The organism is Paenibacillus sp. FSL H8-0122, from assembly GCF_038005345.1.
In the GTDB taxonomy this organism is placed as follows: domain Bacteria; phylum Bacillota; class Bacilli; order Paenibacillales; family Paenibacillaceae; genus Paenibacillus_AQ.
The window spans coordinates 2,672,661-2,684,681 of the sequence record NZ_JBBOTB010000001.1; the positions used below are offsets into that span (position 1 = coordinate 2,672,661).

At 39.1% G+C, this 12,021-nt stretch carries 12 protein-coding genes and 1 riboswitch; of the genes, 6 read left to right on the top strand and 6 right to left on the bottom strand.

Features of this window, described 5'->3' with window-relative positions:
* Positions 1-57: 57 nt before the first annotated feature.
* Positions 58-384: an ArsR/SmtB family transcription factor gene (locus tag NSS64_RS11790; protein ID WP_339257071.1), complete on the bottom strand. Its 327-nt coding sequence runs from the start codon at positions 382-384 to the stop codon at positions 58-60.
* 134 nt (positions 385-518) lie between these two features.
* Between NSS64_RS11790 and NSS64_RS11795 the strand changes: the two genes are divergently transcribed.
* The 4 genes from NSS64_RS11795 to NSS64_RS11810 all read left to right on the top strand — a co-directional run bounded on the left by NSS64_RS11795 (position 519) and on the right by NSS64_RS11810 (position 3,527).
* Complete coding sequence (locus NSS64_RS11795; RefSeq protein WP_341140189.1) at positions 519-968, top strand: MarR family winged helix-turn-helix transcriptional regulator; 450 nt, start codon at positions 519-521, stop codon at positions 966-968.
* 53 nt (positions 969-1,021) lie between these two features.
* On the top strand, positions 1,022-1,828 hold the full coding sequence (locus tag NSS64_RS11800) for an arsenite methyltransferase (RefSeq protein ID WP_341140190.1): 807 nt from the start codon (positions 1,022-1,024) through the stop codon (positions 1,826-1,828).
* A 21-nt stretch (positions 1,829-1,849) separates the two neighbouring features.
* Positions 1,850-2,344 carry an arsinothricin resistance N-acetyltransferase ArsN1 family A gene (locus NSS64_RS11805; RefSeq protein WP_143803571.1) on the top strand — a complete coding sequence of 165 codons (495 nt, stop codon included), beginning with the start codon at positions 1,850-1,852 and terminating at the stop codon, positions 2,342-2,344.
* A gap of 346 nt (positions 2,345-2,690) precedes the next feature.
* Positions 2,691-2,854: riboswitch (cyclic di-AMP (ydaO/yuaA leader) on the top strand.
* 205 nt (positions 2,855-3,059) lie between these two features.
* Positions 3,060-3,527 (top strand): hypothetical protein, encoded by a 468-nt coding sequence (locus NSS64_RS11810; protein WP_076075093.1) that lies wholly within the window; start codon positions 3,060-3,062, stop codon positions 3,525-3,527.
* Between the two features lie 19 nt (positions 3,528-3,546).
* Here NSS64_RS11810 and NSS64_RS11815 read toward each other — a convergent pair whose 3' ends face one another.
* Together NSS64_RS11815 and NSS64_RS11820 are read right to left on the bottom strand one after the other, a co-directional pair.
* Positions 3,547-4,080 (bottom strand): 3'-5' exonuclease, encoded by a 534-nt coding sequence (locus NSS64_RS11815; protein ID WP_076075096.1) that lies wholly within the window; start codon positions 4,078-4,080, stop codon positions 3,547-3,549.
* Positions 4,077-4,640, bottom strand: coding sequence for a TetR/AcrR family transcriptional regulator C-terminal domain-containing protein (locus NSS64_RS11820; protein WP_076075098.1), 564 nt, complete (start codon positions 4,638-4,640; stop codon positions 4,077-4,079). Before NSS64_RS11820 ends, NSS64_RS11815 begins: the two co-directional genes overlap by 4 nt.
* Before the next feature lie 144 nt (positions 4,641-4,784).
* Between NSS64_RS11820 and NSS64_RS11825 the strand changes: the two genes are divergently transcribed.
* Positions 4,785-5,759, top strand: a complete 975-nt coding sequence (locus NSS64_RS11825) for an NAD(P)H-dependent flavin oxidoreductase (RefSeq protein ID WP_341140191.1) — start codon at positions 4,785-4,787, stop codon at positions 5,757-5,759.
* A gap of 76 nt (positions 5,760-5,835) precedes the next feature.
* Here NSS64_RS11825 and NSS64_RS11830 read toward each other — a convergent pair whose 3' ends face one another.
* From NSS64_RS11830 to NSS64_RS11840, 3 genes are all read right to left on the bottom strand, one after another.
* Positions 5,836-7,014 carry a hypothetical protein gene (locus tag NSS64_RS11830; RefSeq protein ID WP_341140192.1) on the bottom strand — a complete coding sequence of 393 codons (1,179 nt, stop codon included), beginning with the start codon at positions 7,012-7,014 and terminating at the stop codon, positions 5,836-5,838.
* 109 nt (positions 7,015-7,123) lie between these two features.
* Positions 7,124-8,458, bottom strand: coding sequence for an HNH endonuclease (locus NSS64_RS11835; RefSeq protein ID WP_341140193.1), 1,335 nt, complete (start codon positions 8,456-8,458; stop codon positions 7,124-7,126).
* Positions 8,459-10,720 carry an AAA family ATPase gene (locus tag NSS64_RS11840; RefSeq protein ID WP_076075110.1) on the bottom strand — a complete coding sequence of 754 codons (2,262 nt, stop codon included), beginning with the start codon at positions 10,718-10,720 and terminating at the stop codon, positions 8,459-8,461.
* Between the two features lie 504 nt (positions 10,721-11,224).
* Here NSS64_RS11840 and NSS64_RS11845 point away from each other — a divergent pair.
* The gene (locus tag NSS64_RS11845; RefSeq protein ID WP_341140194.1) at positions 11,225-11,968 is read left to right on the top strand and encodes a suppressor of fused domain protein; all 744 of its coding nucleotides are present in this window, start codon (positions 11,225-11,227) and stop codon (positions 11,966-11,968) included.
* Positions 11,969-12,021: the final 53 nt, after the last annotated feature.

The following is a 12,021-nucleotide window of genomic DNA, read 5'->3' on the forward strand; positions in this document are numbered from 1 at the left end:
AGTTTAATCTCAGGCATCATTATATAATTATACACTTATATATTCAATAGAAAACTGTCATTCGCAGCAAACAGCATTAGACGGTTTATTCAAATGCAGTAAAAGGTCACTCGCATTCGGGGTAAGATTTAGGATGGCCTTAACATGGGGTTTATCAACTATATTTAAAGAATAATAGACCCACTGCCCCCTTTTCTGTTCCTTTACCAATCCGCTGCTTTTTAATTTACGTAGATGCTGACTAACGGCTGGCTGAGAAATGTCAAAGAGATCCACGAATTCACATACACACCACTCTCGCTCTTTTAAAAGAATTAGAATTGTGAGACGTGTTTTATCTCCAAGGAGCTTTAAATCTTCTGCAAGATCATTTAATGTATCCAATTTTGAATCTCCTCTCTTCGTATATAAGACAATACTTATATTCTAATACCTTTATCATCAATTATCAACTAAGCAAAATTTATATTTGCACTTTGCAACTAAATGCAGTATAACTAGTTCAAGAGGTGAAAACAATGGAAACTCCAAGAGAACTACTCCAAATTATGAGTCGGCGTTTAGGATTACTCAATAAGGATTGCTGTAGCGTAGGAGGATGTAATCTTTCCGCTACCCAAAGTCATCTGTTATATGAGATCGATCGGAGTCACAATCCTTCCATGCAACAAGTCGCCGAAACACTTGGCACAGATATTACAACCTTCAGCAGACAAGTTCAATCTCTGGTGAAAATGAATTTGGTTAAAAAGACATCTGATCCCACAGATCGAAGAATTTATAACCTGTCACTCACTCCTGAAGGTAAAATGGTAGCTACAACTATTGATCAACAAATGAATGAATACCTGAACGAGGCCTTCTCACACATGAGTGAGTTTGAAGTAGAAACATTACTACGGTCCATTAAGCTTTTCAACGAATCTATGGGAAAACTCAGCAATTGCTGCGCACCCGTAAAAGGGTGACCTTCTCTTTTACTTGTATATTGCAAATTATTTCAGCTAAGGAGTGTATAATCATGAGCAAGCTTACTAATGATCAAATCCGCCAAAATGTACGGGGCCGCTATCAAAAGATTGCTGTAAGAAACGTTGAGACTTCCCCATCCAGCCGAACTTCTGCTGACAGCAGTTGCTGTGACTCCCCATCTGATTTCAGTGCCATATCTGCTAAGTTGGGATATTCCAGTGAGGACCTCGCTTCAGCTCCCGAAGGCGCAAATTTAGGTCTTGGTTGCGGTAATCCGCAGGCTATTGCTGAACTGCAGGCGGGTGAATATGTTTTGGACCTTGGGAGTGGCGGCGGATTTGATTGTTTCCTGGCTTCCCGGCAGGTAGGTAATGAAGGCCATGTTATAGGTGTGGATATGACACCTGAGATGATCAGTCGAGCAAGAGATAATGCCCTTAAAGGTAAGTTCAGTAACACTGAATTCAGATTGGGCGAAATAGAGTATCTTCCTGTCGCTGATCATTCGATCAACGTCATTATCTCCAACTGTGTAATTAATCTCTCCCCAGACAAACAGCAAGTATTCCGTGAGGCTTATCGTGTTCTTCAGCCTGCCGGTCGTCTTGCCATATCAGATATCGTAACTACAGCTGAGCTTCCTCCTGAGATCAAAAATGACCTGGATGAATTATATTCGGGTTGTATCTCAGGCGCCTCTTCCATTGCCGATTTGGAGATCATACTTCAGGAATGCGGCTTTACTGATATCAGCATTGAACCAAAGGACGAATCTAAAACATTCATTAAAGATTGGGTTCCAGGTGCGAACGTTGACCAATACATCGTCTCTGCTGTAATTAAAGCGAGAAAGTAATCTTAAGGGGGTGTTGATATGATCAGTACATTAACTGTCCGTCAGGCCACACCTGAGGATATTGAAAGCATTCTTCGTATCTACAATCAGGGGATCGAGGACCGGATCGCTACACTTGAAACAGAGATGAAAGACTCCTCATATATGGAATCATGGTTCAACGATCACCAAGGCCGTTTTAGCGTTTGGGTTGCTGAACGCGAAGGTGCAGTCGTGGGCTGGGCCTCACTGAACCCATATTCTCACCGTTGCGCGTATAACGGCGTCGCTGACCTTTCTGTATATATTGATCGAAGCTTTCGTGGGCAAGGTGTAGGCAGCTCCCTCCTAGAGTCCATACACAAGGCGGCAAAAGAAAATAGCTTTTATAAAATTGTTCTCTTTACCTTTCCGTTTAATGAGAATGGTCAAGGCTTGTACCGGAAGATGGGCTACCGGCAGGTTGGTGTATTTGAGAAGCAAGGATTGATGGACGGAGCGTTTATTGATGTGATGATTATGGAGAAGCTACTATAAAAATGAAGATCAAAAGGAGAAGTTCCATCCGCAAACGGAGGAACTTCTCCTTTTGATCTATTCCTACAATCTTACTTTCATGGAGGCTCCGCATATCGGGCCTGTAAACAGGAGGATCTTAAACATTATATCTGATCTTAATATCATGATTAAAGAAGCATTAAGATTCATTTAGCCCCATTTAGGTTGCATTAAAAAGTTAATAAATACGCGATAACTTCAGAAAATCGGGGATGAATGCTAGATTACAAGGGATTTTCTTCATTTTTATATCCTATAGAGTCTTATTTAGTCTCCTAGAGAACTTTCAGCATTTTACAAACAGTGATGCTCAGCGTAAGATTCCTTTTAACAAATGCTGAATTCCCGTCAGGCGGGAAGCGGGGGAACCAAATGGCTGTGACCAGCCGAAATGGGGTGAATCCAAAGAAGATTGAACTCTTCACTGGTAGGACGACTCTCACCGTCCGAATCCGTCAGCTAACCTCGTAAGCACTGGAGAGAGCCTGCATTAACCATGCTTTTTTGCTGCGATCCCGCAAAACCTTTCCATTACACTTATCCATCGTACAGAAAACCAAATATTCCGTTTGGCTTGAGCATGCTGCTGTATGTGAGAATGAAACTGAACTGACAGCCTATGTAGCCACAGCTGAGCAGACCCATAATCTGCAGCGTTATATGAAATCTATAGACAACCTAGGAGGCATTATTCATGATTAACGCCAGACTGTCACGAATCGAGTTGTTCGCATTTAGCTGCCGCCCTTCCTTCCTGCATATTTCAGAGCCTTACGGATGCTGGTATGGGGTGTTGAAGTTAACCTTCGGAGGACAGATCAGCTATGGGAATTGCATTCTTTGTGCGGGTGACAATGCGGTGGATTTAATCAAATGGGGCTCTTTTCTGAAAGAGATATGTCATTGTACTGCAGAAGAAGCCACAGAATACGTCCGGATGCACGGACAAGAATGGGCTCCCAATCAACTTAACATGATCAAGACTGCACTCGATAGTATGTTCATTCAAAATGACCAAATCCGAATGAAGGTAGGAGCCGGATCGGAGCGGTATCGCCATCAAAGGACAGAGCAAAGAATCCATTCAATTAATACGGTGAAGAGTCATCTGAATCCAACCATTTTATTTGCAGAATCGGTATCCTATTATTCACTGCTATAGACATGATCAATTTAAATTATCAAAACTCCAGTTGATCAAAAATCTTAACGAAGATTTTCGCAATGTTCTTGGCATCATCGATACCTCTATGGTGAGTACCTTCAAGCGGCAATTCAAGCATAGTCAAGGCTCTCTCCATGCCTACGCCCCGCTCCCTGCCAATCATCCTCCCGTGCTGATGCTTGAGACTGATATGGTTATCCGTCCATTCACTTGCGATTTGATGTAGTGAACAGTCCTTCTGCAACTGGTTTTTATCATAAAACCCCCAGGAGCAGAGGACATGAGGTTCATTGCCTATCCACTCTTGGAATTGACTTATTGCCTGCGGAAAATACATTGCAGCATCCACATCCGCCTGAGAGATGGAGGTAAGCCGCTTACAAAAATCAGAAAGCTGCGGGCTTAATGCAGGCTTGACAAAAATTTGGAACTCGCTCACAGTCTTGAGCCTTTCATTGAGTTTTACGGCTCCGATCTCGATAATTTCGTTTTGTCTTTTGCGGTCATTTTCCCAACAAGTGGCTTCCAGATCAAAAATGATATAGTTCATACCTGCTCCTTTTCTCTATAACCATTCAGTTTGTCATACAACATTTGCGGCATGGCCCGGAGTGTTCGGTCATTCTGCTCTTCAGGAGTAACGTGCGGTTCACTGAGCAGCCAATGTCTGGTCATATTGGAACAGGCATAAGCATGGTAGTTCAAGGAAAATTGCAGATCTTTCATTACAGGAGCTTGCGCGCCTTGTGACAGTGAAGCCAGAAACAAATTTGCCGGGTATGTCTGGGAATGCTCCAATAGGGAATTTTGTCCACTGTCCATCAGGACTTTTTTATAAAATGCTCTTTTCTCATTAAGCTTTTGAAAGAAAAGAGAGGTGACTTTGCTCCATGATTCGTTTGCGTTTTCCGCCATCACTTTATTCAAATCCGAGGAGTAAATCCAATTGACCAATTCATATTTATCATGGAAGTGATAGTAGAATGTCTGGCGGGGAACGCGGCAGTGATTTGCCAGCATGGTTACCGTGATTTTCTTAAAAGGCACGTGATTTAATAGCTCAATTATGGCTTCTGCAAACATGGTCTTCGTCATATCTTTTGTAGGCATCGTTGATTTCACCTTCCATTCCTATTATGACAAAATGATGAGCAACGGCAAAAAAATTGTCACTTGCCTTCAAGTGTCTATATTCTATAAGACTTAGTTAATTATACAATGCTAATGCATTTAAGTTAATTAACGGGGTGAATGATGATGAAAACAGAAAATCGTGTTACAGAGATGCTTGGAATACAATACCCGATTGTGCAGGCCGCCATGTCCTGGTTGACCGATGCTAAGCTTGTCGCAGCCGTATCCAATGCGGGAGGCATGGGAGTAATGGGGCCTCATGCGGGTTATCAGACGCGGCCCTCCAGTCCGGACGAAGTGGGTCAAAGGATTCGCAATGAAATTCGTAAGATTAAATCATTGACGGAAAAACCGTTCGCGGTAAATCTGTATCTACCTCCGGATGGCCAATCCGATCCATATTCCAAAGCTACATTTGAGGCTGCTGTCGCGGAAGGCGTACGGTATTTTGTGACCGTTGGTTCTCTGAATAGAGCTATGGTCAAAGAAATCAAGGATAACGATAGCATGTGGATTCATCGTGAGCTTACTCCTTCCCCGGAAGCAGCGAAAATGGCTGAGCAGCATGGCGCAGATATACTCATTGCCACAGGGTATGATGAAGGAGGAACCATTCCCCAGAACAAAATAGGCACTTTCTCGATTGTTCCCGCGATCGCGGATGCGGTAAGTATCCCGGTTATGGCAACAGGCGGCATCAATGATATTCGCGGAGTGAGAGCGGCTTTTGCACTTGGAGCTGAAGCGGTATATTTGGGAACACGGTTTATCGCCTCTGAAGAATGCCCTGCTGCTGAGGCAACGAAACAGGATATCATTCAATCCAAAGGTTCAGATCTGATTATGTTATCATCGTATTCACGCTCCACTCCGCATCAATTTGCCCGTGAGTTGGAGGCTATGTACCGCAATGGGGAATCATCTGAAAATATCGAAAAGAGGATCAGTGAAAACGGAGGTGTGTCTAATAGCATGCTGCATGGGAAGCTGGATGAGGGGCCCATCACCATCAATACCGCGATCGATCTGATCACTGAAGTGAAGAGCTGTAAAGCAATCATTCATGAATTGATGGCTGACTTTATTAGGGAGTAGCACAGAACGCCAAAAAAGCCGCTAACAGATAAATATTCTGAAAGCGGCTTAAAATCATGTCCATTTTATTACAACCTTATTTCAATATATGCTTTGAGATCCTATTCTCATTCCAGTCGTATACTAAGACACTATTCTCACGATAGTCCAATATAGACCCTTGTATTCCATTAAATTCGTGAATAGAGGCCAGCGTTTTTGCATCTAAAATATACTGGGAGGTAAGCAAATCGACATATAGGTTTCCTTCTACCGTTTTCTTTGCTGTCGGCAGACCATCTCCCTCAGGCATATTAAAATTCGATAGTACCCTATCCTTTACTAAGCCCTTCTGATTGAACAAGCTTAATTTTTTGGTTTTAGGATTAAATACCATATAATCATCCCCAGCTTGGAAAGCAAACCCAAATTGATCGATTGTTCTTCCCCAGATAGCGGAACCTTTTGGAGATAAAGCTATTAGTTTACGCGTATTTGCTTGATATACTGAAAACACAAAAGTACCATCATCGAGTGCAAAAGCAGTATAAAAGTTGACTCCTGCTCCTTTTGGGAAAGTGTATTGAAATGAGCGTTGTAAGGAAGAGTTGTATACTTCAACTTTTTGAGCATTGCCCTGCTTGGTTAACATCTCTATGGCGATTTGGTTCTTCGAAACAGTAGTTAACTTGCCGGATACGACCTTACTTACTTTCTGCTTGCCATTTTTATCGAAAGCTAGCAGTTGTACCGTTTCTGCACCGATTGTATCCGATTTCTGACCTGCAATAATTAAGCTTCCGTCACTCATGCGGTATAACTTGCCGTCAAATGCTCCCAGATCTTGTCCTACGCGCTTACTCCAATTTTCCTTCCCTGCAGGGCTCACAGAATAAAGAACTCCTGGAAACGAGAAATAGGCGTATACCGTACCGTCTGGTGCATAAGCAAAAGGATATTCTGTACTTGGCCATCCGTATCCAGCCTTGGCAAACGAGAATACCCACTTCACCTTTCCAGTTTTGGGATCTACGGCCCTAAGGGTATCGGGTGACCAAGCTTTTGTCTCAGAAAATCTTTCTTCTCCAACATGTAAGTACAGCGTTCCTTGTCCCGGCACATAATAACTCTCTGGTTGAATCGGTATGTAATCTTCATTCGGTGTCTGAGTCCAAACCGCTTGTGGCAAGGATTCATAATTCTTAGCAGCCACCACCCCACCAACATTTGCAAACATCAGGGCAGCAACCATGAAACTGATTAGCTTCTTTTTCACACGAAAACCTCAACTTCCTTTTTGAATTGATCTTCAATAGGGTTACCCCGTATTAAACTTGCACATAGCTGCCTTAAGAGCAACACACTAAAATTCACCATCCGACTAATTATTGGCTGTTCAGGTGACTGCTGTTCATTAATTTCATTAAGCCCTTAAGATTTTTGTGAATGTCCCAAATATTTTCTTTTTCAAGAGTAAAAATTTCGTGATAGTACCATTCTATCTTGCTTAATGTTCCGAATTTAGGGTTTTTATCCACATTATTATAAAGTAATAGTATAGAATCTCTTAATTCATCGAATGTTTGTGAATTAATTCCATTAAGTACGCTCTTTATAACTTGATTTTGAAAAATTTCTTTTATCCCGTTCAAGCAGTCTAGAATTGATTCAGTTTCACTTTCAATAAAAATACCATTTGGAATTTTATTGAAATTGATATTTTCAAGTTCGGCAATCATGGAGAGTAGTTTCGATTTGCTTTTTGCTTGTAAACCTTTAAATACCACAGTGTTTAACAAATCCTTCAATTTAATAAGTCCTTGCGGATTAAGCAATAAATATCCTGAACTATTTTGAAAAATCATATTTTCCAAATGAGGACTAATCAAGGGGACTAAGGTTTTTAAAGTATGAAGATAATTAATCAAATTAACGTATGTTCCTATGGTATCTGTGTAATCTAGCCACTCTCTTAATTTTGTAATTTGATGAGTTGTTATATTATGCAATTCCTCTATCTTAAATAACTCATCAACAATATCTACGACATTGTAATTCTTATTAACTTTTTCAATGGCAATATTTATCTTCTCATCAGGTACATTCAATTTTAACTTGGATTCGAACAGATGAAGTAGCATTTCATTTTCTTGGGAATTGTTATTTGAACTCACCATTTTTTTAACGAGATTCTCCTCAATACTACGTTGAAGATAGTTCATTTTAACTTTTGATAGAGCAAGATCCAATCTTGTTAAATTGCAAATCCTTATCGTACTTTCTCCCTTACCCCCTGAGTCAATACCCTTAAAGAAGATTGAATCCTCTAACTTTATGTAACTTTCATATAAGTCGTAATATGCATGAATAATAAGAAAGTCACCTGATGTAGATGGATAGTCCTCTGGAATGCTAAAAATTTGATTTGTATATCCTTGTAATACGTTTTTTCTTCCTTTGGCTGTATTACATCTCCTACACGTCAGTGTTAAATTTATCGGTAGAAAAGAAAAGATTTTATGAGGGTCTTTAGGTACAATATGCTCAATATCTCCAGGACTGCTTCCCTCATCAAGTGGTGACTTGCAATAAAAACATTCACTATTATTATTAATGAGTATCTGTTTTATATTGTTTTTTATATATTTCAACTCAGTTTTATCCCAATTAAAATCATGTTTCATAATCAAATGAATGTCATCAGCTGTTAAAGTATACATTTACTCACCTTTTATTTTTTGACTTATTAGCTCGATGACTGTTTTTAACGGATCACTTTCTTTTAGGTTTGTACTTAGCTGTTCTATGCGATCTACTCTCGCAGCAAGCCCTCTCCGATTGTTAGTACTTATAGCAAGCATTATTTGATCCAGTTCATCAGCAAGATAATAATTTCGATCTGTAGCTAAATCAAAAATATTAAACAGTACGTCTTCTACAGACCAGCCAAACGTTTCTTCTTTGTGTAGAACCACTTTAGTTTGGTACTGACTATCTCGTTCAATTGAAACAATAGAAGACGTATTAGGTTTTAAATCTGATACCATAAAATGAGAATGTGTTGCTAGCAAAAAGTGTGCAGAAGCATAGTGAAGGCTAAATATATTTCTTAGGCCCTCAATATATTTATTTTGCCAATTAGGATGTAGGCTAGTTTCAGGCTCATCCATCAAGATGAGGGAATCTTTTTCAATGTTAGATAAGATATTAATCATGGTTGTTATATACTGCACTTCCCCTGAGCTAGCGAATTCTAACTTGAAATATTTTTCTTTTCTAATAAAGACAGTAGGCTCATTAAAAATATTAATTTCAAATAGATGCCAAAGTATGTACAAATCATCATAATATCTTTCAAAGTATCCAGGTTCATCTAATTTGAAAGTTACACTTATTGCATTCTCCCGTATTTTAAATATATTGTTTCTTTCTTCACTTAGGCTTTCAAAAAAATCCATAATTTCTTGATAATCCGAAAAATGAATACGGTTTAATTCTGACTTTGTTTTATTCTTTCTCAATTTATTTTGGTTAAGTAATATGTGCTCTTTTACCGCAACCTTTTCAATTGTTTCATTATTAGCTGTTTTGAACACTATTCTAATAACGGGTTCTAATCTTACGAATTTTAATATTTTTTCTAATATTGATTCGAAATTGTTTTTTTGCGATGAATTTAATATATTCAATATCAAATTTCTCGATGTTTCACCAATGCGAATTGTAGTATCTGAACTTTTAATCCCTAAATAGCTATATTCTTTGTCTTTATCATCTAACTGATTTTTATAGATAAACCTATCATTTATGCTATAAGCACTCGCGATTAGTTTGTTGGGAAGCTGAAGGTCGCTTAAATGAATGTTTTCTCCGTTTTTATAGTAATTATGGATATCATCTTTTTGAATAACTTTAAAAATGTCTACCCCGATCTGATAGGTAAGGATGAATAATATATTTGATTTTTTACTGAAGGTTCTTTTAGATTTTTTCAAACGATATAGTTCTAAGAATATCTTTTGAAGAGTTGACAATATTGTACTTTTCCCAGTGCCATTGGGTCCAATAATTAGTGAAATATAGGGTTCAGTAGGTTCACGAAATGGAGGATCTTCAAAAAAGGATACATCAAAATTATTTTGTGTATTAACTGAATTCATATACTTTATATGGTGTACTAAGAAACCACCTTCATCTTTTTCAGAAGATGTAATAGTACTTTTTCTCTGAAATGCAGTATCGTAAAATGGATTAATAAATTTGTTTTGATTTTCGAAAACAATTCGCGAAATTTTCTTGATATTAGTTTCTTCTATTAAACTGTTGATATTTCCAGTTTTAAATTTGCTTGTTGTATTTGGATTGTTGAAAAATCCTTTAACATTATAAAACCATCCACCCGGTCCGATTAACGTATCCAATTTCATTGACTTCATGTACATCGGGAGGGTTCTTACACTATGTAATGACAATTCGTACCGAGGCTCACCTAATACTCCTTGAATAACAAGATCCTCTCTGCTTTGTTCCATAAAAAAATCATATGCGTTCATATAACTTCCTACTTCTAACAAAGGAAATACATAAACTGATCTATTATGGCCTTCTTCATCTAATTGAAACTCTTTTTGGGGTAAACCTGCAAGCAATACCTTGCCCTCAAATCTATACTTTCGATTTTCTACAATAAATAAGTACAAATTAACACCAGTATCGTTTGAGTTGAGCAAGGTTTTGTTTTGAGAATACTGAAGATTTTGATCACCAATTCTCCCCATGCCAGTGTATTGCCACAAACCATTTTTATCTTTGAATACATTTGCATATGGTGGTCTATCTTTATAAGACAATAGGACAAGAGAATTTGTTTTTAAAGATCTTCTCATACTTCCTTGCCGGCTACATTTAAACAAATTAATTAGGTTATACTCATCAATATCCATACCAGGTTTTAAATCGGATATTTCCAGCAAATTATCCATCTTTTTATCTCCCTTATTTTACTATAAAAGCTACTTACCTACAATTTATGTAAGAAAATTTAGAAGTAAACCATTAATGTTATAATATCATATAGATAGAAGACTTATATCATAAAAGTGCTATATGTGCCATTTCAGAATGAAAACATTCCCTTATCACCACGTTCGGTTGGTGAAATAGATTGCTGCATTTATAGTTAAAGAAGAATTCATTCCGTAATAATTTTTTCCATTTAATTTACATTACTTATTCTTTCCATTAAAGTAGCGATTGAAATACGCAGGTGGAGACATCGATTATTTTGGAAACAATCAGTGTGGTAACAAAATTCTTTTGGTTTAATTAAGATAAATATATTACGACCATTTTGCATGGATATCCCATGGAATTCGAATCGATAGACCCATCGCTCCGGGGCTATGTCTTTTGTTATACTTCCAAGTGAGGTTTCAAATACTTCATTTCGCACTTTAATATAAACCCACTTAGAGGAGCGCAAAGACATGAACTTTTTCAAAAAGCTGTTTGGCGGCAATGCAATGGGCAAATCAGAAGACGGTACCACCATTTATGGTTATGACGCTTCGGATGAGCAGCAGGTTACGCCTCCCGCCAATATTTTGTACATGGAAGATTTAAACGAACATTTCAATCGGGTCTTTCCAAACCGGGAAACCGGCGTGTTCCACGAACTGATTTCAGACATCGTACATATTGATGTGAACATTATGGAAGCTACACCTGATGAGCCATACCGGGTGCTGTACACCAATGGGATGAGCGATCTGCCGCTGACGCTCCCGCAGGAGATCCGTGAAGAGTATAAGCATCTAGAACGCGCGGAGCTGATGATGTTTTTGCCGGCGGACTGGCCGCTTACGCAGGAGGATTTCGAGGCGGAGGAGAACTACTGGCCGATCCGGCTGATGAAGATGCTTGCCCGATTCCCGCATATGTATCAGACATGGCTTGGATACGGCCATACGATCCCCAACACGGAGGATTACGAGCCTTATGCGGCTAATACGGAGCTATCCGGCGTGATCCTATATGCTCTGCCGGAAGAGGTTAGCACCGTCCATACGAAAGACGGCAATCAGGTTCAGGTTTATTTTCTGGTTCCGCTGTACCGGGAGGAAATGGAGTTCAAGCTGGAGTCCGGTATGGATGAACTGGTCGCCAAGCTGTTTGAGCTTCCAGAGGATTTCCTCGTTCTGAATCCGAATAGACGCAACGCTTGTAAATAACTGCCCGGATGAACAAGTTTGAAACAGCTTGAAAAGGCTGAGCCTAAGTCAAG

Excerpts from the sequence above, each read along its gene's own strand:
- NSS64_RS11815 (WP_076075096.1), bottom strand. The coding sequence starts at position 4,080 with ATGAACTATATCATTTTTGATCTGGAAGCCACTTGTTGGGAAAATGAC.
- NSS64_RS11845 (WP_341140194.1), top strand. The coding sequence starts at position 11,225 with ATGAACTTTTTCAAAAAGCTGTTTGGCGGCAATGCAATGGGCAAATCA.
- NSS64_RS11825 (WP_341140191.1), top strand. The coding sequence starts at position 4,785 with ATGATGAAAACAGAAAATCGTGTTACAGAGATGCTTGGAATACAATAC.
- NSS64_RS11840 (WP_076075110.1), bottom strand. The coding sequence starts at position 10,720 with ATGGATAATTTGCTGGAAATATCCGATTTAAAACCTGGTATGGATATT.
- NSS64_RS11795 (WP_341140189.1), top strand. The coding sequence starts at position 519 with ATGGAAACTCCAAGAGAACTACTCCAAATTATGAGTCGGCGTTTAGGA.
- NSS64_RS11820 (WP_076075098.1), bottom strand. The coding sequence starts at position 4,640 with ATGCCTACAAAAGATATGACGAAGACCATGTTTGCAGAAGCCATAATT.
- NSS64_RS11835 (WP_341140193.1), bottom strand. The coding sequence starts at position 8,458 with ATGTATACTTTAACAGCTGATGACATTCATTTGATTATGAAACATGAT.
- NSS64_RS11800 (WP_341140190.1), top strand. The coding sequence starts at position 1,022 with ATGAGCAAGCTTACTAATGATCAAATCCGCCAAAATGTACGGGGCCGC.
- NSS64_RS11810 (WP_076075093.1), top strand. The coding sequence starts at position 3,060 with ATGATTAACGCCAGACTGTCACGAATCGAGTTGTTCGCATTTAGCTGC.